Source organism: Sphingomonas sp. Leaf20, from assembly GCF_001421535.1.
Taxonomy (GTDB): domain Bacteria; phylum Pseudomonadota; class Alphaproteobacteria; order Sphingomonadales; family Sphingomonadaceae; genus Sphingomonas.
Genome location: NZ_LMKN01000001.1, coordinates 1,628,513 through 1,647,428, shown reverse-complemented (window position 1 = coordinate 1,647,428; position 18,916 = coordinate 1,628,513). Strand labels below are relative to the sequence as shown.

General features: G+C 68.8%; 17 protein-coding genes. 5 read left to right on the top strand and 12 right to left on the bottom strand.

All coding sequences use genetic code 11. From position 1 onward, the window contains the following. Positions 1-4: 4 nt before the first annotated feature. The 5 genes from ASE72_RS07570 to ASE72_RS07550 form a co-directional block, all read right to left on the bottom strand. Positions 5-736, bottom strand: a complete 732-nt coding sequence (locus ASE72_RS07570; RefSeq protein WP_056018444.1) for a head GIN domain-containing protein — start codon at positions 734-736, stop codon at positions 5-7. Positions 737-859: 123 nt separating this feature from the next. After that, on the bottom strand, positions 860-1,393 hold the full coding sequence (locus ASE72_RS07565) for a CarD family transcriptional regulator (RefSeq protein WP_056018441.1): 534 nt from the start codon (positions 1,391-1,393) through the stop codon (positions 860-862). A gap of 217 nt (positions 1,394-1,610) precedes the next feature. After that, positions 1,611-1,952, bottom strand: coding sequence for a ferredoxin FdxA (gene fdxA, locus ASE72_RS07560; RefSeq protein WP_056018438.1), 342 nt, complete (start codon positions 1,950-1,952; stop codon positions 1,611-1,613). Positions 1,953-2,237: 285 nt separating this feature from the next. After that, positions 2,238-2,531, bottom strand: coding sequence for an RNA-binding S4 domain-containing protein (locus ASE72_RS07555; RefSeq protein ID WP_082445884.1), 294 nt, complete (start codon positions 2,529-2,531; stop codon positions 2,238-2,240). A gap of 7 nt (positions 2,532-2,538) precedes the next feature. Then, entirely contained in the window at positions 2,539-5,031 is a 2,493-nt protein-coding gene (locus tag ASE72_RS07550; RefSeq protein ID WP_056018433.1) for a helicase-related protein, read from the bottom strand. Positions 5,032-5,275: 244 nt separating this feature from the next. Between ASE72_RS07550 and ASE72_RS07545 the strand changes: the two genes are divergently transcribed. Continuing rightward, positions 5,276-6,808 carry a M23 family metallopeptidase gene (locus ASE72_RS07545; RefSeq protein WP_443024729.1) on the top strand — a complete coding sequence of 511 codons (1,533 nt, stop codon included), beginning with the start codon at positions 5,276-5,278 and terminating at the stop codon, positions 6,806-6,808. Between the two features lie 45 nt (positions 6,809-6,853). On the opposite strand, the gene ASE72_RS07540 is transcribed toward ASE72_RS07545, so the two are convergent. From ASE72_RS07540 to ASE72_RS07520, 5 genes are all read right to left on the bottom strand, one after another. Beyond that, on the bottom strand, positions 6,854-8,542 hold the full coding sequence (locus ASE72_RS07540) for an ATP-binding protein (RefSeq protein WP_056018430.1): 1,689 nt from the start codon (positions 8,540-8,542) through the stop codon (positions 6,854-6,856). 110 nt (positions 8,543-8,652) lie between these two features. Then, on the bottom strand, positions 8,653-9,372 hold the full coding sequence (locus tag ASE72_RS07535) for a TIGR02186 family protein (RefSeq protein WP_200916208.1): 720 nt from the start codon (positions 9,370-9,372) through the stop codon (positions 8,653-8,655). 35 nt (positions 9,373-9,407) lie between these two features. Next, positions 9,408-10,322, bottom strand: coding sequence for a sulfite exporter TauE/SafE family protein (locus ASE72_RS07530; RefSeq protein WP_056018425.1), 915 nt, complete (start codon positions 10,320-10,322; stop codon positions 9,408-9,410). A 58-nt stretch (positions 10,323-10,380) separates the two neighbouring features. Beyond that, positions 10,381-11,391: a hypothetical protein gene (locus ASE72_RS07525; protein WP_235532269.1), complete on the bottom strand. Its 1,011-nt coding sequence runs from the start codon at positions 11,389-11,391 to the stop codon at positions 10,381-10,383. Beyond that, positions 11,388-12,782, bottom strand: coding sequence for a glycosyl transferase family protein (locus ASE72_RS07520; RefSeq protein WP_082445832.1), 1,395 nt, complete (start codon positions 12,780-12,782; stop codon positions 11,388-11,390). The genes ASE72_RS07525 and ASE72_RS07520 overlap by 4 nt, the downstream gene beginning before the upstream one ends. A gap of 247 nt (positions 12,783-13,029) precedes the next feature. On the opposite strand from ASE72_RS07520, the gene ASE72_RS07515 reads away from it, so the two are divergent. From ASE72_RS07515 to ASE72_RS07505, 3 genes are all read left to right on the top strand, one after another. Further along, positions 13,030-13,794, top strand: a complete 765-nt coding sequence (locus tag ASE72_RS07515) for a hypothetical protein (protein WP_056018421.1) — start codon at positions 13,030-13,032, stop codon at positions 13,792-13,794. A gap of 97 nt (positions 13,795-13,891) precedes the next feature. Then, positions 13,892-16,621 (top strand): ATP-dependent DNA helicase, encoded by a 2,730-nt coding sequence (locus tag ASE72_RS07510; RefSeq protein ID WP_056018419.1) that lies wholly within the window; start codon positions 13,892-13,894, stop codon positions 16,619-16,621. 10 nt (positions 16,622-16,631) lie between these two features. Beyond that, positions 16,632-17,171: a SixA phosphatase family protein gene (locus ASE72_RS07505; protein ID WP_056018416.1), complete on the top strand. Its 540-nt coding sequence runs from the start codon at positions 16,632-16,634 to the stop codon at positions 17,169-17,171. Positions 17,172-17,219: 48 nt separating this feature from the next. Here the strand turns inward: ASE72_RS07505 and ASE72_RS07500 are convergent, their stop codons facing one another. Both ASE72_RS07500 and ASE72_RS07495 read right to left on the bottom strand, forming a co-directional pair. After that, positions 17,220-17,744, bottom strand: a complete 525-nt coding sequence (locus tag ASE72_RS07500; protein ID WP_056018413.1) for a YceD family protein — start codon at positions 17,742-17,744, stop codon at positions 17,220-17,222. Continuing rightward, positions 17,741-18,265, bottom strand: coding sequence for a ubiquinol-cytochrome C chaperone family protein (locus ASE72_RS07495; RefSeq protein WP_056018410.1), 525 nt, complete (start codon positions 18,263-18,265; stop codon positions 17,741-17,743). Before ASE72_RS07495 ends, ASE72_RS07500 begins: the two co-directional genes overlap by 4 nt. Before the next feature lie 111 nt (positions 18,266-18,376). On the opposite strand from ASE72_RS07495, the gene ASE72_RS07490 reads away from it, so the two are divergent. Beyond that, positions 18,377-18,886: an outer membrane protein assembly factor BamE gene (locus ASE72_RS07490; protein WP_056018407.1), complete on the top strand. Its 510-nt coding sequence runs from the start codon at positions 18,377-18,379 to the stop codon at positions 18,884-18,886. Positions 18,887-18,916: the final 30 nt, after the last annotated feature.

Below are 18,916 nucleotides of genomic sequence, written 5' to 3'. Positions count from 1 at the left end.
ACGATCATCCGCCGCAGCGAACCGACCCTGACCCCATTTTCGATGTCGTGCACCGGGCCTTCGGGCCGAGATCGACATCGCCCGACCCCATCATGTCGACCTGGGCCGGACCATCGACGACCGCACGGACGCTGCCCGAACCGGCAACCTCGACCGACGCCGATTGCGCCCGCAGCCGCGTCGCATCGACATCGCCCGAACCGGCGATCTCGACCTTCAGGCTGCGTACCGTTCCGCTCGCACGGACGTTGCCCGACCCCGCGATCGAGAAGCGTGCGTCGTCGACCCTGAGCGCGGCGACGTCGAGATTGCCCGATCCCGCGACCCCGCCCTCGAAGCTGCTTCCCTCGATCCGATCGATCGCCATGTTGCCCGATCCCGACACGCTTGCATCCGTCAGCCGCGGGACCGTCACGAAGATCTTGACCTTGGCCCCCTTGCTCCAGCCGAAATTGCTGCCCTTCTGGCGTCCGATGTCGAGCGTGTCGCCGTCGCGATCGATCCGCAGCCGGTCGAGCTGTTCGGCAGGCCCCTCCGCCCGGATCGAGAACCCGGCACCGACCCGGACATCGACATCGTCGGACCCGCGCAGGTCGATCCCGTCGAATCCGGTGACCTGGTACGTCCGCGTCGCTCCGGCACCCGACGCCGCCGCGCCCGAACCCTCAGTGTCGTCGTTCCAGCTGAATGAGCAGGCTGCGAGCGGAATGATCAACCCAAGCGCAAGAACGTTCATCGAGTCCTCCTGTGTATTGCCTAAACAATACACTCGATCGACAGGCTTACAAAGGGAATTCCTTACAACGAAAAAGGGCGGCCCCGCAGGACCGCCCTCATCGTCTAAACAGGGTACGCCGGGTTATGCGGGCACCTTGTCCTTGTTGTAGATCGCCGCGGCAGCGCGGAGGATGTCGAGGATCTTCTCCTGCGCCTTGGGCTCGTCAATCTCTTCCATCGCGGCGAGTTCGCGCGCGAGACGGCTGGTCGCGCCTTCGAAGATCTGGCGCTCGGAATAGCTCTGCTCGGGCTGGTCGTCGGCGCGGAACAGGTCGCGGACCACTTCGGCGATCGACACGAGGTCGCCCGAGTTGATCTTCGCCTCATATTCCTGCGCACGGCGCGACCACATGGTGCGCTTGACCTTGGGCTTGCCCTTGAGCGTGTCCATTGCCTCGCGCATGGTCTTGTCGGACGACAGCTTGCGCATGCCGACGCTTTCGGCCTTGTTGGTCGGAACGCGGAGCGTCATACGCTCCTTCTCGAACCGGAGGACGTAGAGTTCGAGCGTCATGCCGGCGATTTCCGAGCGTTGCAGCTCGATCACACGGCCGACTCCGTGCTTGGGGTAAACGACGAAATCACCGACGTCGAAGGACAGTGCCTTGGCAGCCATTGGGGGCCTTTCCGGATCAATGCCTCCACGCGGTGCCACAGCGAAGCATTCGCCGGATTGCACCGTGGAGGAATAGGGTTCGAACATACTCCAGGCGGACGACATGACATATCGCGCCCGTCACGGACCCAATTAACAGCTTTGCAACAAAATTACCAGCGGGTCGTGGCAGCCCCCATGCCCCAAACCCGCATTATCGTACGATTTCAGCGCATCGTCAGTCGCCGGCGCCCGGCTCTGGCGAGAAAAACTTGTCGAACTTGCCCTCGACGCCCTTCATCGCATCCGCGTCGGGCGGCGTCTGGTTGTCGTTGCGCGTGACGTTTGGCCATTGCGCCGAGAACGTCGTGTTGAGTTCGAGCCATTGCTCGAGACCGCTTTCGGTATCGGGAAGGATCGCCTCGGCCGGGCATTCGGGCTCGCAGACGCCGCAATCGATGCACTCGCTGGGATTGATCACCAGCATGTTCTCGCCCTCGTAGAAGCAATCGACCGGGCACACTTCCACGCAATCCATGTACTTGCAGCGGATGCAGGCATCGGTGACGACGTAGGTCATTGGGTAACTCCTGGGCCGGATTCCTTTCCGGCAACGAACGCGAAAGCGACTATGCGCGGTTCCCGGTCGCGTCAATCATAGCAAGCCTTCTGCGAGACGTTATCAGGCTTTGCCGCCCCCCGCATCCTCCCCCGCCCAAACCATTCCGTCATCCTGACGAAGGTCAGGATCCAGAGCCACGACCTGCTGCCCTCTGGTATCCTGGATCCTGACTTTCGTCAGGATGACGGGCGTGGCGTTGCGACGTCGCCCGCTTCGACGATCGCTTGTCGCGTAATTCCGCAATTACTCGGACGCCGGATCACGGACGGTGCCGCCCGGCGTGCTGCCGGCGATCAGGTCCTGATAGCAGGCCTGCGCCTCCGGGGCGGGCCCGCGTCTTGCCGGGAGTGCCTCGACACGGATCACCCGGACCTGATCATGCGCCGCAAAGGTCAGCACGTTGCCGACCCGGACCGGACAATGCGCGCGATCGATCGCGCGACCGTCGATCCGCAGATGCCCCCGCTCGGCGATCGCCTGCGCGGCGCTGCGCGTCTTGGCGAGCCGCACGAACCACAGGAACCGATCGATCCGCATCGCGCCTTCAACCATGGCGGACCAGTGCAGCAAGGCCGGCAAAGGCGTTCGCGCGCGACGGGTCGACCGGAGCCGGCGGCACCGGCCGTGCCGGCGGACGCCCGCGCCAGACCCAGCGCGGCGTGTCGCCGGCGAGCGCCTTGAACCCCAGCTCCGCCATCAGCCGGTCGAGCGATGCGGGGTCGAGCCCGATCGAGGTCGCCAATGCCGGGTCGGGCGCAAACGGCGTCCGGCCCTGACGCGCATCATGCGCCGCGCGGGCGATGCGCTCGACCTGATCGACGCGAACCGCCTGAAGCCCAAGCGGACGGAACCCCGCCTCGAGCGTCGCACCATCGCTGCCCCGCGCGAGCACGGTCGCGCCGTCCCGCGGCGCCACGATGTCGCCGCCGCGTGCTGTCGCAAGCGCGCGGCGCCAGCGCGCCGCCTCGGGCTTCATGAGCCGGGGATCGAACAGGTCGAGCGCACCGATCGTGATCCCGATCTTGCGCAGCCATTTGCGTTCGTCCGCGTCGATCGCATCCAGCGACAGTCGCAGCGGCAACCGCGGCGTGATTCCCCCCGCCGCCTCGATCGCGCCGGCGACGATCCGCAACGCCGGCGTCGCCTTTGCGTCGCGGCTGGCGTCGGCGAGCCTGGTCAACGCGCCAAGCCGGCGGGCGAGCATCGTCGCCAGCCAGCCCGCCAGACGCGTCTCGATCCGGTCGCGCGCACTCTTGTCGAGACAGTCGAGCGAGCGGTCGAGCACCAGCCGCGGCCGGGCAAACGAGGCCCCGGACGCCAGCCGTGCGACCGCATGCCCCGCCCAGACGAGCTGCGCGTCATCGTCCAGGTGGATGTCGCCGTCACCGGCATCGACCAGCGACTGCGCACGGCGTGTCCGTTCGCCCGTGAGCCGCTTTTCGGCCGCCGCCAGCAGGAGTCGCTTGTCGCTGGCCCGTGCATCGGCGGCGACCGTGAAGCGGAACCCGTCGAGCCGGCCGATCGGGTGGTCCTCGACCATCACCTCGCCCTCGGGACCGATCACCACCGGCAACGACGCGGCGTCCGCGCCGATCTGTCGCATCAGCGCGGTCGTGCGCTTGTCGACGAACCGCTGCGTCAGGCTGGCATGCAGCGCATCCGACAGCCGCTCCTCGAGTGCGGCGGTACGCGCCGCCCAGTGCGCGGGCTCGGCGAGCCAGTCGGCGCGCTGCGCGATATAGGCCCAGATCCGCGTCGCCGCGATCCGGCCGGCGATCACCGGCACGTCGCCCGCGACCGTGTCGAGTCGCGCGATCTCGTCGGCGAACCATTGGTGCGGGATGTGCCCCCGCCCCTCGCTCAGATGCCCGAACACGCGCGAAACGAATCGCGCATGCGGGTCGAGCCCGACCTTGCGGAAGTCAGGGATCCCGCACGCCGCCCAGAGCCGCGCGACCATCCTGGGATGCCGCGTCCGTTCGCGCACCCAGCCCTCCTCGGCGAGCCGCTTGAGTACGCCGAGATCGAGCGCCTGCGGGGCCGCGCGCAGCACGCCCGCCGGCGGGCGCGCCTCGAGGCTCGCGACGAGCGCGTCGATGCTCGCGAAATCGGGCTCACCCTGTCGCCAGTAGAGATTCTCGAGGCGGGGGAAACGGTGCTCCTCGATCGCGAGCACCTCCTCGGGCAGGAACGCGCCCGGCCCGTCGTCGGACAATGCGCCGAACGTGCCGTCGCGCTGATGCCGCCCCGCGCGCCCCGCGATCTGCGCCATCTCGGCCACCGTCAGGCGGCGCTGGCGCTTGCCGTCGAACTTGTTGAGGCTGGCAAACGCGACGTGCGCGACGTCCATGTTGAGGCCCATGCCGATCGCGTCGGTCGCGACCAGATAGTCCACCTCGCCCGCCTGGAACATCGCGACCTGCGCGTTGCGGGTGCGCGGGGACAGCGCGCCCATCACCACCGCCGCACCGCCCCGCAGCCGCCTGAGCATCTCGGCAACCGCGTACACCTCCTCCGCGGAGAAGGCGACGATCGCCGAGCGCTTGGGCAGGCGGCTGATCTTCTTGGCGCCGGCATAGCTGAGCGTCGAGAAGCGCGGGCGGTTGACGATCTCCGCCTTGGGAACGAGCGCCTTGATCATCGGGCGGAGCGCTTCGGAGCCGAGGATCATCGTCTCCTCGCGGCCGCGCGCGCGGAGCAGCCGATCGGTGAAGACATGCCCCCGCTCGGGATCCGCGCCCAGTTGCGCTTCGTCGAGCCCGACGAACGCGACATCGCGGTCGGGCATCGATTCGACGGTGCACAGCAGCCAGCGCGCATCGGGCGGCATGATCTTCTCTTCGCCGGTGACCAGAGCAACGCGGTTCGCGCCCTTGATCGCCACCACCCGGTCATAGACCTCGCGCGCGAGCAATCGCAGCGGAAAGCCGATCATACCGCTGGAATGCGCGCACATCCGCTCGATCGCGAGATGCGTCTTGCCTGTATTGGTCGGCCCCAGGACCGCGGTCACGCCGCCAAACGCATCGTCACTCATAGCGTTGAACATCGGACCTAATGTCCCCCCGCGCAATGACCGGCGCACGAACTTCGCCACAACACGCGCGTAGCGATCGGCCGGTCCGCGGCCGGCCACGTCTCGTCGTCCGCCGTGGCGCACCCGCGGCGGGTTAATTTGACTTTAGGACCCTTGCTGCACAGGGAATCGGACAACGCCGGGGGGAACGGCGATGTTGGCCATGATTCGAGGCGCCGCCGTGTATCTAGGAACGGACCAGGACTTGGAGCTCGCCGGCGGCCCGGGCCACAGCGCCAGCCGCGGTTTCGGTCGCGCGCCTGCGTCTCGCGTCCTTCCCCGGCATGACGCCGCCGCAGACGCGGCAACGTTCGGCACGGCGATCTTCGGGCAGGCGCGTGACGCCGTCACGCATCTCGACTGGGTCCCCGATCTGGGCGTCGCGATCGGCAGCCGCAGCTGGTGGCGCGGGCTTGCGACCTGCACCGCCTTGTGTGCCGCGACCATCATGCTCGCCCCGGGATTCACGCCACTGACGGGCAACGTCCCCGCACCGCTCGCCGGCGCCGAGCGCGACGAGGCCCGCGCGCTGGGGATCGCACCGCTCGGTCAGGGTGCGTCGACCGGACGGCGGATGGCGGCGAACGACCTCGTCGCGCCGCTGGCGCAGGCGCCCGAGCGTCCGAGCATCGAGCTGTCCGCGACGCTTGGCCAGGGCGACGCGTTCGACCGCGTCCTGATCCGCGCCGGGGTCAGCCGCCGCGATGCCGAAGACGTCGCGGCGCTCGTCGCGCAGACCGTCGACCTGCGCGATATCGCACCGGGCACACGGATCGCGCTGACGCTGGGTCGCCGCGCAGATCGCCGCGTCGCGCGCCCTCTCGACACGCTCCAGGTACGTGCGCGGTTCGATCTCGCGCTGTCGCTGAACCGCGTCGGCAATAGGCTGGCGATGACGCGCAAGCCGATCGCGGTCGACCGGACGCCGCTGCGGATCCAGGGACTGGTCGGATCGAGCCTGTATCGGTCGGCGCGCGCCGCGGGGGCGCCTGCCAAGGTCGTCGAGGCTTATATCAAGGCGGTTGCGACGCGTCTCTCGATCGGCCGCGACGTGACCGCGGCGGACGGTTTCGACCTGATCGTCGCGCGTGAACGTGCCGCGACCGGCGAAACGCGGATCGGCGACCTGCTGTTCGCTGGAATCGACCAGGGCCGCCGCAAGCTGCAGCTGGTCCGGTTCGGATCGACGACGAGCGGCGACGACCGTAGCGATGAGGATTCCGAAGGCCGGGGCGGCTGGTTCGATGCCAACGGGCAGACCGAACGGCGCGCAGTATCGGGAATGCCGGTATCGGGACGGATCACGTCGAGCTTCGGACTGCGCATGCACCCGCTGCTGGGGTTCATGCGCATGCACAAGGGGCTCGACATCGGCGCACCTTACGGCGCGCCGATCCATGCGATGAGCGACGGCGTGGTCGCGTTCGCGGGCCGAACCGGCGGCTATGGCAATTTCGTCAAGCTCGCGCACGGCGGCGGGATGGCGAGCGGCTATGGCCATATGAGCCGGATCGCGGTGTCGTCGGGAACGCGCGTGCGGCAGGGGCAGGTCATCGGCTATGTCGGCTCAACCGGGATCTCGACCGGACCGCATCTTCACTGGGAAGTGTGGAAGAACGGCGCGGCGGTCAATCCGCGCGCGATGTCGTTTGCCAGTGCCGCAACGCTGTCGGGATCGGCGCTGCGTGCGTTCAAGGCGCGGGTCGCGCAACTGCTGGCGGTCCGCGTCGGCGGGTAGCGACGCGGCCCCCGCGCCGCGCCGCGCCCGACGACCGCACCGCCCCTATTTGCCCTGCGCCCGCCATTTGCGGATCGTCCGTTCGAGGATGTGATCCTCGCCACCGACATCGCGCCAGAGCTCGGAGAACAGCGGATCGCCCGATGCCGGGCGACGGGCCTCCTCGAGATCGGCGAACGCGACGCGGATCGGGACGGTCACGCCTTCGCCGCAGATGATGCCTTCGCGGTTGCGGAGCGCGGGGATCGAATCGAGGAAGCCGCGCGCGCCTTCGGGCATCGCCGCGCGGACGAACGCCTGATCGCGATCGTTGTTGAGACGCATCGCGATGATCGTGCCGCACTGCGACAGCACGCCCTCCGCCAGATCCGACGGACGCTGCGTGATAAGCCCCAGCGACACGCCGTATTTGCGGCCTTCCTTGGCGATCCGGCCGAAGATACGCCCGACCGCACTCTTGCTGTCCCGACCCGCAGGAATGTAGCGATGCGCCTCCTCGCAGACGAGCAGGATGGGGCGCTGCGGTTCGTTGCGCGACCAGATCGCGAAGTCGAACGTCATCCGCGCGAGCACCGCGACCACCACCGAGGTGATGTCCGACGGAACGCCGGACACGTCGATGATCGAGATCGGCTTGCCGTCGCCCGGCAAGCGGAAGATCCGCGCGAGGAAGCTCGCCATCGTGTCCGCGACGAGCATCCCCGAAAACATGAAACCGTAGCGCGGATCCGCCTTGATCTCGTCGATCTTCGTCTTGAGCCGGAGATAGGGTGCCGTATCGCCGGCACGGTCCATCTTGCCCATTTCAAGCCCGATGATGTTCGTCAGGTCGCTGAGCAGATACGGGATCGGCGCGTCGACGGTGAGCTTGGCGATCTCCTGCGCAAGCCGGCTCTTCGCCTTGGCCATCAGGAGGCATTTGGCGAGGATGTCGGCATCGAACTGACGATCGGCGCCGCTGCTGGTCAGAAAGACCTCGCAATGCTCTTCGAAGTTCATCAGCCAATAGGGCATCTGGAGATTGGTGACGTCGTGGATCGCGCCGTTGGTACGGAATGCCGAGGCATATTCGCCATGGGGGTCGATCATCACGACATGCCCCTGCGGCGCGAGGTCGCAGATCCGGTGGAGGATCAGCGCGGCGGCCGTCGACTTGCCCGTACCCGTCGCGCCGACCAGTGCGAAATGCTTGCCGAGCATCGCGTCGACATACAGCGCGGCGCGGACGTCGGCGGTCGGGTAGACGGTACCGATGTCGATATTGGCGCGGTCGTCGGCGGCATAGATGGTCTGCAGATCCGCCGTGGTGATCGGATGGACCTCGCAGCCAGGCATCGGATAGCGCGTCACGCCGCGTCTGAAGCCGTGCAGCGTTCCGGTCAGCGCGCTCTCGTCGCCCTCGCCGAGAAAGTCGATCTCGGCCGCGACGCAGGTGCCCGTATCGTCCTCCAGCCTGAGCGAGCGGACATTGGCGACGAGCCAGACGCTGCCGACGCGCATCTTGACCTGGCTGCCGACCTGTCCGGCGGCGGCGAGGATCGGATCCGCGCGATCCTCGAGCGTGGCGATCGCCGACCGGTCGAGCAGGATCCGGCTGCTCGATCCGGCGATCGCGAAGACCACGCCGATCGCGCTCGCCGCGCCGCCGGCCGGCGGCACGGTCGGGGGAGCATCCGCCAGGGTCGCCGCCGCGATGGCGCGCTGGAACAGCTCGGATCCGGGCATTTCGATCATCAACAGTCCATTCTCGCCGCTGGGCTTCGCCTCATTCGGCGGCGACCATGCGGGCAGGAGCGTAAAGATACCGTGACTCGCGAGGCACCTATGACCCGATCCGGGGGCGATCAGATCCGGCGGGCGATCCAGCCCGCGGCCCAGCCGAGGAAGATCGAGAGGAAGACCGCGGCAAGGCCGTAGAGGATCGACGACCGGTCCGCGGCGCGCGCGACGAAGCGTTCGAACCCGGATTTGCGGATGTCGATGTCGCGCACCGCGGCGGCGAGCACGCGGCCGTCGCGGATCAGGAAGGTCTCCGCGGTGAAGCGCCCGACGGGCACGCGTGCAGGGATGCTGACTCGCGCCCGATAGAGGACGTCGTCGGTGATCTCGACCGCGCGCGGCGCCTCGTAATACAGCCCGGCGCGGCGCTTGAGATCGACCAGCCCGCGCTGGAACCGGTCCTGCGTGTCCGATGGTGCGCTCGATGCGGGCGACAATTGCAGGCTGTCGAGACCGAGTTCGTAGATCGCGCGCGTGCGATCGTCGACCAGCCGTGCGACCGGCCTCGACGAGGCGATCGCATAGAAGCTGGGCGCCGACCGATAGCGCAGGCGCGACGCATTGACCCAGATCCCGGCAACCTTCTCCTTCTCGCGCATCACGACCGACTGCGTCGGCCCCTTCACGACGACGACGATGTCGGTCGGGCTTTCGCCGCTCGGCAGCCGGCCACCGGGATAGAGGATCGCGCCGAACAGCAGCAGCTCGGCACCAGTGAAGCTGTAGGCGATCTCGATATTGCGCTGCGACACGTCGGGGACGAGCACGGGTTTGGCCTGCGCCATCATGAGTGGCGCGACCAGGGTCAGCCACACGCGTTTCACGAAAGCGCCACCGAGAAGATTTCCTCCGGCCGCCACACCAGCCCGAGCAGGATCCGCGCACCGACCAGCAAGACCATCACCGCGAGGCCAAGCCGCAGATATTCGGGACGGAACTTGGTCGCGAACCGCGCGCCGATCTGCGCGCCGACGACCGAACCGATCAGCAGCAGCCCGGCAAGGACGATGTCGACGGCCTTGGTCGTGGTCGCGTGGACCATCGTCGCCACCGCGGTGACGAACAGCGTCTGGAACAGCGACGTGCCGACCACCACCGAGGTCGCCATGCCGAGCAGGTAGATCATCGCGGGCACGAGGATGAACCCGCCGCCGATACCAAGCAGGATCGTCAGCACCCCGGTGAAGAAACCGAGCAGCAACGGCGCGAGCGGCGAGATATACAGCCCAGAGGCATAGAAGCGCGTCCGCAGCGGCAGCGCGGCCACGAGCGGATGATGGCGTCGCTTGCGCGGCTTGGCCGGGCGACCGGTCCGCGCGCGCCCGATCGTGCTGATCGATTCGCGCGCCATCATGCCGCCGATCGACCCGAGCATCAGCACATAGACGATCGCGATCACGGTATCGATCTGCCCGCTTTGCTGAAGCAGCCGGAACAGCCATGCGCCGAAGAACGCGCCGAGGATACCGCCCGCGACCAGGACGCCGCCCATCTTCGTATCGACCCCGTTGCGACGGAAATGCGCGAAGACGCCCGAGACGCTGGCCCCGGTGACCTGGCTCGCGGACGACGCGGCGGCGACGGTCGGCGGAATGCCGTAGACGATCAGCAGCGGCGTCGTCAGGAAGCCGCCGCCGACGCCGAACATTCCCGAGAGCAACCCGACGCCGCCGCCAAGCAGGATGATGACAAGCGCGTTGACCGACAGGTTCGCGATGGGAAGATACAGGTCCACCGGACGGGTTTATACGCAAAGCGCGCGCAGGGACCACCCGTTGCTCCTGCGGTTCTGCTCAGAAATCGCTGCCGATCGACAGGGCGGGCCCCGAGCCCGGGCGCGCACGGCCGCCGATCCGCGCACGCCAGTCGAGGGCCACGCGGATTGGTCGCCCGCCGAGCGGGACTGCGACACCCAGCGTCGGGCCGACATCGAGTCGCTCGGCATCGCGCTGCGCACTGCACCAGACACCCAGACCGCCGTCGAGCGCGATGCCGCGACGCTGCAGCACCGGGTGCGTGAGGCGTGCCGCCGCATCGGCATACGCCTCGATCCCGGCGCGCGCGATCGCGCCGGCCTGGCCATAGGCTTCGAGACGGACGCCGGGCGCGATCTCGCCCGGCCCATAGCCCGCGATCACCCCGAGCGTCGGGCCGCCACGACCGCCATCGAGCACGAACCGCTGTTCGGCGACGAACCGGACGGGCAAGCGCGTCGGTTGCCATTCCAGCCCGACCGCCGCTTCGCGTCCACGCCCTTCAAGTGGCGCGGCGAGACGCGCGGCGAGCGAGACCTTGCGCGCCTCGCCCAGCGCGTAGGTAATTCGCACACCGGCTTGCGACGCGCCGAGCTGACCGCCCGACAGCGTCCCGGCAGGACCGCCTCTCGCGAGCAGCCATGCGCTCGCACCGACCCGGCTTCGCCCGGGCGAAACGGGCCGCACCGCGGGAAACACGCGCAGCATCGGATCCGTCTGCACGGGAGCCGGTCGAGCCGCGCCGGATAAGGGCGGGGTCGCAGCGGCGACAGCGGGACGACGCTCGATCACGACTCGCGGCTGCTCGGGCCGAAACTCCCGGTGCAGACCACCGTTGCGCAGGATCGAGACCGCAGACGCGCGGCGCGCCGGCTGTCCGGCCGGTCCGTCATCGCGCGCCGATCGCGGGACTGCGCTGGCGGGCTGCGGGGTGAAAAGGCGGACGATGGCGGGGCCGGGCGCGATGCCGGGGAGCAGGATCGCAGCGCGTATCCCCGCCCATGTTCCGAGTGCGACGACGAGGAACCGGAACGGGCGTCCGCCCTTCATGCGCGGGCAAGCGACCCGGGATCGGGGAACTCATGCCGCGTCTTGTCCCATATCGGAGGCGCGCCGCGAAGGATGGCGACGTACCGGATCAGCGCGCGCGGCGCGGCGATCAGCCCGATATAATTGCCCACGACGAAGCGGGGTATCGACCAGCACGCCTCGCGCAGACCATAGCCGCGCGCGGTGAAGAACATCCGTCCGCCCAGCCGCCAGACGAGCAATGCGGTGTTGACGATCAGCAGCCATGAGGCGGGCGTCTGGATTGCGCTGCGCGCCTCGGGCATTTGCCAGTGCAGCAGCAGTGCAAGCCCCCAGGCCAGCAGCGCAAAATACGCCGTCGCGAGCACCAGTATGCCGAAGGGCGCACGCCGGTCGCGCATCCGCATCCAGTGATCGGTAAAGGCCAGCGGTCGCGCCCAGCCGGTGCGGTCCCATCCCGCCAGCGCGATCCCCGTCATCCAGCGCGCCTTCTGCCGCATCGCCGTGTCGAGCGTCGACGGGAAGAATGCACGGACGGTGATCTGACCGCCGATCCCGTCGCTGGTCCCGTCGCCGATCCACGCAAGACGACCGCGACCGCCGAGCTCGGCGATTCGCAGCCCGAGTTCATAGTCTTCGGTCAGGCTGGTGGCGTCGAACGGATCGCCGCCGCGCGCATGCGCCACGGTTTCGAGCACCGCGGTCGAGATCGCGCACCCGGTCCCCGCGAGCGGCATCGCCGCCCCGACCGCGGTGCGCACGACGAGCTGCTTCATGTGCGCCTCTGCGAATTCGTCCGCATAATGCCCCGAGACGAGCCGCGCGCCCCGTTTGACGAGCGGCAGGATCGGCAGTTGCACGACGGCGTACCGATCGATCAGCGAATCGAACACGCGCAGTTCGAGCGGATGCACGACGTCCTCTGCATCGTGCAGCACGATCGCCTTGGTCCGCCGCCCCGCCTCGGCATCGCTGCGGCGCAACGCGTGCCAGAGCGTGTTGAGGCAATCCGCCTTGGTCGTCGGCCCGTCATGGTCCCCGATCACCACCGTGATCCGCGGATCGCACGCCGCCGCTGCTGCAGCCGCATCGATCGTCGCGCGGTCATTCGGATAGGCACCGACATAGATCCGGTAATCTTCGTGCTCGAATCGCGCGACCGCGGTCGCGAGCATCGCCCCGATGACCGCCACCTCGTCCCACGCGGGCACGAATATCGCGAGCGGCGCGCGGACCAAGGGTGCGGGAAGATCGCGCAGACACGGACGGACGGTCCGACGACACCATATCGATCGACCGATGAAGACAAGATCGACCAGCAGATCGTCTAGTCCACCAATGAGAAGGCCGACACCCGCAAACAGGAATGCCTCCCGCGCGATGATATCGACAATCCATAGGTGTTCGACCATGGCATTCCCCCGGCCGGTACCTATCGCAATTTACCGCCAGCTCGGATTTATGTTGGTCCGAATCGGATGATTGGACGAATATTTATGGGTGCTCCGCATAAAGTCACAAGATCGGGCCGACATTCGCCCGGTCACAGACCGACACCTGATCGCGCGACGAAGCCGCCAATCCCGCGTCCGGGGTCGGCCGGTCAGGACTCCCCCAACAGCGCTGGACCCGACCGAGGAAGCGCGTCATCGTATCGCCATGAACGATGATCCGGGTCCGGCCAAACCGATGATCCACCGCGCGCGCACGGTCGCGTCGGGGTTCGCCGACGTCGGGCTGTCGCATGCCGAGGAGCTGCTTCGCCGCCTGTCGCCCGAGGGCCGCGAGCAGGCGCGGCGTGAGCGCGAGGCGAAGGCGCGGCGACAGCGACGCGTACTGATCCGCCTGGCCATCGCGGCGATCGCTTCGCTGCTGGCCTGGGCAGCGCTCGCCGCGGTCACGGCGCCCGGGGTCGCGCTCGCCGTCGTGTCGGCGTTGATGCTGTTCCTGACGCTCGTGATCATCCGGCGCGCGCCGCCCCGTGCGCCGGGTCGCGAAGCGCTGGTCGAGGCGCCGCTGTCCACCCTGTGCGAGGAAGCCGTGATCTGGATCGCGGCGCAACGTCGCGGCTTGCCCTTGCCGGCGCTCCGGATCACCGAGAGCATGGGCCAACGGCTCGACGCCCTGACACCGCACCTCGCGCGGCTCGATCCGCGCAGCCCGGCCGCGGCGTCGGTCCGCAAACTGATCGCGGTCGAGCTTCCCGACCTCGTCGACGGCTGGCGCAATATCCCCGTCTCGGCGCGGCGGATTTCCCATGCGGATGGGCGGACGCCCGAGGACCATCTGGTCAACGGGCTGCGGCTGCTCGATACCGAACTCGCGCGGGCCGGCGAGCAACTCGGCCGCGCGCCGCTCGACGAGATCGCGGTACAGGGCCGGTATCTCGAACTTAAATACAGCGCGGGCGACCGGCTCCCGTGACGGGTCAATCGCCGCGCCGTCCGGATAGCCGCACCGCCTGGGCGCTTTCACGCGCGCGAGGTTGCCATTTCGTTCCGTCTCGCGCAGGGTCGGGTGCGTGCTTCCCTACCCTGCCCTTCACGCCAGCCACGGCGGCATCTGGATCGCGCAGGGCGGCGAGACGCGCGGGATCGGACGCGGCGAAGCGATCCGGATTGCCGCCGACACGCCCGTCATCATGCTCAATGCCGCGCTGATCGGTCAGCGGCTGGGCTATGCCGATTTGTCGGGGCTCGACCTGCTCGAGCTCTACGCCTTTCTCCGGCCGGCGCAGTTCGCGGTGCCGACGCCCAAGGGGATCGCGCGCGTCACCGGGCTCGACGTGCCCACCGACGATGCCGCGGTCGCACCGTTCCTGTTGCGCGCGGCGGAGGCGATGCTCGCGCTGACCGACAGCGCGACATGGCCCGAGCGCGAGGGGGCGTGGACCGCCGCGCAATCGCTCTATCGCCTGCGCTGGCCGTGGGCGCCGGTGGTGTCCGAGCGGCTTGCCAAACCCGCGACGAACGAGCGCTGGCTGTTCTCGAAACTGCCCGAGTGGGAGGAAAAGGCGCCGCGCCCGGCACCGCGGACGGTCGCGATCGAACCGGGCGACGCCGAGGAGCGGCTCGCGGACCTGACCGGGCACGGTGCGGAGGAGCGGCCGGGACAGCGCGCCTATGCTGCCGCAGCGACGGCGGCGTTCGCGCCGCGGGCGATGCGCGATTCGCCCAATCTGGTGCTCGCGGAGGCGGGGACCGGGATCGGCAAGACGCTCGGCTATCTCGCGCCCGCCTCGATCTGGGCGGAAAAGGCGGGCGGTGCGGTCTGGATCTCGACCTATACCAAGGCACTGCAACGTCAGCTTGGCCGCGAGACCGAACGGCTGTTTCCCGATCCGGCGATCCGCCGGACCAAGGTGGTCACGCGCAAGGGACGCGAGAATTATCTGTGCCTGCTGAACCTCGAGGATGCGTTGCAGGGCGGGTTCGCGGGGCGGGCCGCGGTGCTCGCGCAGCTGGTCGCGCGCTGGGCCGCCTATAGCGCGGATGGCGACATGGTCGGCGGCGACCTGCCCGGCTGGCTGCCGACGCTGTTCCGCCGCAACGGGTCGACCGCGCTCACCGACCGACGCGGCGAGTGCGTCTATGCCGGCTGTCCGCATTACCGCAAATGCTTCATCGAACGCGCCGCGCGTGCCTCGACCGACGCCGACATCGTCATCGCCAACCATGCGCTGGTGATGGTCAACGCCGCGCGTGGACGCGAACTCGCGACGCGACCGACTCGCTATGTCTTCGACGAGGGGCATCACATCTTCGACGCCGCCGATTCGATGTTCGCGACCGCGCTGACGGGTGGCGAGACGATCGAGCTCCGGCGGTGGATCATCGGCCCCGAAGCGAACAGCCGCGGACGCCGGCGCGGACTCGCGGCACGGCTGTCCGATCTGGCGAGCTATGACGAGGCGGGCAATCGCGCGATCGGCGAGGCGGTGGCCGCCGCCGGCGCGCTGGCGAGCGAGGGCTGGCTGCAGCGGATCGGCGAGGGGGCGCCGTTCGGGCCGATCGAGGCGCTGCTCGCCGCGGTGCGCGGGCTGACCTATGCGCGCGCCGAACAGCCCGGCGATGCTGGCTATGGGCTGGAGACCGAACTTGCCGAGCCCGATCCGACGCTGATCGACGCCGCCGCGCCCGCTGCGGCCGCGCTCGACGCGCTGGTGCGGCCGCTGGTCACGCTGGGCCGCCGGCTCGAGGCGGTGCTGAGCGAAGCGCCCGACTGGCTCGACGGCCCGGCGCGCGCGCGCGTCGAAGGCGCGATCGCATCGATCGGCTGGCGCGCCGAGACGGTCGCGGCGTGGCTTTCGCTGCTCGCGCGCGTCGGCGGGCCCGCGGATGCCGATTTCGTCGACTGGCTCGCGGTCGACCGCGTCGAAGGCCGCGAGTTCGACATCGGGCTGCATCGCCGCTGGCTCGACCCGACGCGGCCATTTGCCGAGGTCGTGCTCAAGCCCGCCCACGGCGCGCTGGTGACGTCGGCGACGCTTACCGGCGGCGGCACGGCCGAGGAAGGGTGGCAGGTCGCCGAGTCGCGCAGCGGCGCACCGCACCTGCTGCGCCCCGCGGCCCGGTTCGAGGCGGTCAGCCCGTTTGACTATGCGGCGCAGGCCGAGGTGCTGATCGTCACCGACGTCAAGCGCGGCGACGTCGGCGCGCTGGCGAATGCCTATGCGCGGTTGATCGTCGCCTCGCGCGGCGGGACGCTCGGGCTGTTCACCGCGATCCGGCGGCTGCGCGGCGTGCATGGGCGGATCGCCGACCGGCTGGCGCGCGAGGGGCTGCCGCTGCTTGCGCAGCATGTCGATCCGATCGACACAGGAACGCTGGTCGATATCTTCCGCGACGATCCGGGTGCGTCGCTGCTCGGCACCGATGCGCTGCGCGACGGGGTCGATGTGCCGGGCGAGTCGCTGCGGCTGGTGGTGATGGAGGGCGTACCCTGGCCGAAGCCGACCGTGCTGCACGCCGCGCGACGACTGGCGGGGGGCGGCGCGGTGTATGACGACCGGCTGATCCGTTCGCGGCTGGCACAGGCGTTCGGACGACTGATCCGGCGCGCAGACGATTCGGGCGCGTTCGTGATGCTGTCCGCGGCGATGCCGTCGCGGCTGCTGACCGCGTTCCCGCCGGGCGTTCCGGTGACACGCGTCACGCTCGACGAAGCGGTGACCCGAGTCGCGGCACGGCTTTCCTCGCGGCCTGCGTTGAGGCATGAGGCGGGCGAACCGGCCCGAGGACCCCTGCCATGACGCCCGAGCCATGAAGACGCTGACGCTGCTGCGCCACGCCAAGTCGGGATGGGACGATCCGGTTTCGCGCGACTTCGACCGCCCGCTCAATGCCAAGGGCAAGCGCGCCGCCGCGATGATCGGACGGCACATGCGCACGCTTGGCCTCGCGTTCGACCATGTCGTCGCATCGCCTGCGGTGCGCGTGGTCGAAACGCTCGACGAGATCGTCACGGGCTATGGCCAGACTCTGGCCCCGGAATGGGACCGGCGCCTGTACCTCGCGTCGGCGGGCACCATTCTCGACGTCGTTCGCGACCTGCCCCGCGAGATCGACCGCGTCCTGATCGTCGGGCACAACCCGGGGCTCGAGGATCTGGTGCTGATGATGGTGCCCGACGTCACCCACCCCTTGCGCGATGCGGTCGAGGCGAAATATCCGACCGCGAGCCTTGCCGAGATGACGATCGAGATCGACGACTGGGAAGATCTCGTGAGCGGATCGGCCCGGTTCACGCGCTTCATACGCCCGCGGGATCTGGATCCGACGCTGGGGCCCGACGCGGACTGACCCAATGCGGGCCGGCCCTACGCGAACTGGGACGCCGCGCCGCAGATGTCAGCCCCGGCCTTCCAGCTTGGCCTTCAGACCCGAGAACGCGTTGACCGGCTGATATTCGTCTTCGCTGATCACCCCGGCGGCGCGCAGCGCGGCGGCGGCGTTGGGACCGCGCGGAAACGGATCGAGCGCGAGCGCGAGCGTCTCCGCTGCGGCTTCGCCCAGATCGATCGCGCCGCCGTCGATCGGTACGGTATCGAGCGCATCGTCCGACAGTTCGATTTCTCCCTCCGCGGCGCCGAAATCGGCGACGAAGCGGAGCGCGACGGGCTCGTCGAGCGTCGCGGTGAGCGGCTCGTCGGTGACCGAGCAGGCCTGGATCACGCTGGCCGTGACGTTCCCCTTCGCGACGAAGCCGCCGGCCTCGCGCCGTATCGTGAAGCGCGCCTCGAGCGATTCGACCGAGACGACGTCGAACCGGGCCGCAAGCTTGCCGCGCTCCTCCGCGCTTGCCGCGATCTCGACCGTGCGATCGCGTTCGCCGATCGTGTCGAGACGTTCCGGACGGCTGAATTCGGGGATCATGGCAGCTCTCCGGCCAGAAGGGTCGAAACGGGTACGCCGGCAAGCGCACCATGCAGCGCGGTCAGCGAATCGCGGACATGCGCCAGCGCCGCGGGCGCAGGCGGATCGCCGCGATAGAGGTTCCGCACGAGCGCAGGACCGAGGTCGCCCGTCGCCAGCCCCTCGCGATACGCGCCGAGCCGGCCGCCGAGCATGCTCATCATCTTGCCGATATGCTTGCCGACGATGATGTCGCCGATCCCGAGCTCGCGCAGCTGCCCGTCCATGTCGTCGACGAAGCGTTCCGCGAGCCGCGCGGCGGGGTCACCACCCGACGGCTCGGATTCCATCCGCAGCATGACGAACGACAGCACCGCGGCGATCATGTCGAAGCGGCCATCGACGGTGTCGGGGACCTGCCCCTCGGCATACCAGTGTTCCTCGCGCGCGCGGAGCACGACCGCGTTGTACAACGGCAACGCCGCGTCCTGTCGCTCGCCCAATAGTCTGCCGAACCACCCCAATCCGTGTCGCCTTCTCATCGCCAATGCACTGCGGCTTGTTTGCCCGCGCAACCTCGCATATCGAGGCGAACCGCGGCCGATGCAATCGTGCTGCCGCCAGTAACGTGTGACCCCGCCCCGGGAGAGTATATGAGCGTCCTTTCATTCCGCCTGACACGCCGCACGGCCAGCGTCGCGGCGCTCGCGCTCGCCGGCCTGACGAGCGCGGGTTGCACCCAGCTTCGCTCGCACCAGGGCTATGTGGTCGACGTCGACCTCGTCAACTCGGTCCAGCCCGGCGTCGACAACCGCCAGTCGGTGCTCCAGACGCTCGGCAAGCCGACGCTTGCGGGCCAGTTCGACCAGGGCGACTGGTATTATCTGGCGCGCGACAGCCGCAATCTCGCCTTCCGCAACCCGCGCCCGAACGCGCAGATCACGTTGCAGATCAGCTTCGACCAGCAGGGTACCGTCTCCGCGATCCGTCGCGGCGGGCTCGACCAGGTCGCCTCGATCAGCCCCGATGGCAAGACGACGCCGACGCTGGGTCGTCAGCGCGGCTTCTTCCAGGATCTGTTCGGCAATATCGGCTCGGTCGGCGCGCCGGGGACGGGCGGCGGCGGTGGCGCCAATACGGGGACAGGCCGCACACGGCCGTAACGGCGCAACCGCGTCGCGGACTTTGCAGAC

Excerpts from the sequence above, each read along its gene's own strand:
- ASE72_RS07505 (WP_056018416.1), top strand. The coding sequence starts at position 16,632 with ATGAAGACGCTGACGCTGCTGCGCCACGCCAAGTCGGGATGGGACGAT.
- ASE72_RS07565 (WP_056018441.1), bottom strand. The coding sequence starts at position 1,393 with ATGGCTGCCAAGGCACTGTCCTTCGACGTCGGTGATTTCGTCGTTTAC.
- ASE72_RS07550 (WP_056018433.1), bottom strand. The coding sequence starts at position 5,031 with ATGAGTGACGATGCGTTTGGCGGCGTGACCGCGGTCCTGGGGCCGACC.
- ASE72_RS07570 (WP_056018444.1), bottom strand. The coding sequence starts at position 736 with ATGAACGTTCTTGCGCTTGGGTTGATCATTCCGCTCGCAGCCTGCTCA.
- ASE72_RS07540 (WP_056018430.1), bottom strand. The coding sequence starts at position 8,542 with ATGATCGAAATGCCCGGATCCGAGCTGTTCCAGCGCGCCATCGCGGCG.
- ASE72_RS07495 (WP_056018410.1), bottom strand. The coding sequence starts at position 18,265 with ATGAGAAGGCGACACGGATTGGGGTGGTTCGGCAGACTATTGGGCGAG.
- ASE72_RS07490 (WP_056018407.1), top strand. The coding sequence starts at position 18,377 with ATGAGCGTCCTTTCATTCCGCCTGACACGCCGCACGGCCAGCGTCGCG.
- ASE72_RS07525 (WP_235532269.1), bottom strand. The coding sequence starts at position 11,391 with ATGAAGGGCGGACGCCCGTTCCGGTTCCTCGTCGTCGCACTCGGAACA.
- ASE72_RS07500 (WP_056018413.1), bottom strand. The coding sequence starts at position 17,744 with ATGATCCCCGAATTCAGCCGTCCGGAACGTCTCGACACGATCGGCGAA.
- ASE72_RS07515 (WP_056018421.1), top strand. The coding sequence starts at position 13,030 with ATGAACGATGATCCGGGTCCGGCCAAACCGATGATCCACCGCGCGCGC.
- ASE72_RS07520 (WP_082445832.1), bottom strand. The coding sequence starts at position 12,782 with ATGGTCGAACACCTATGGATTGTCGATATCATCGCGCGGGAGGCATTC.
- ASE72_RS07555 (WP_082445884.1), bottom strand. The coding sequence starts at position 2,531 with ATGCGGATCGATCGGTTCCTGTGGTTCGTGCGGCTCGCCAAGACGCGC.
- fdxA (WP_056018438.1), bottom strand. The coding sequence starts at position 1,952 with ATGACCTACGTCGTCACCGATGCCTGCATCCGCTGCAAGTACATGGAT.
- ASE72_RS07535 (WP_200916208.1), bottom strand. The coding sequence starts at position 9,372 with ATGGCGCAGGCCAAACCCGTGCTCGTCCCCGACGTGTCGCAGCGCAAT.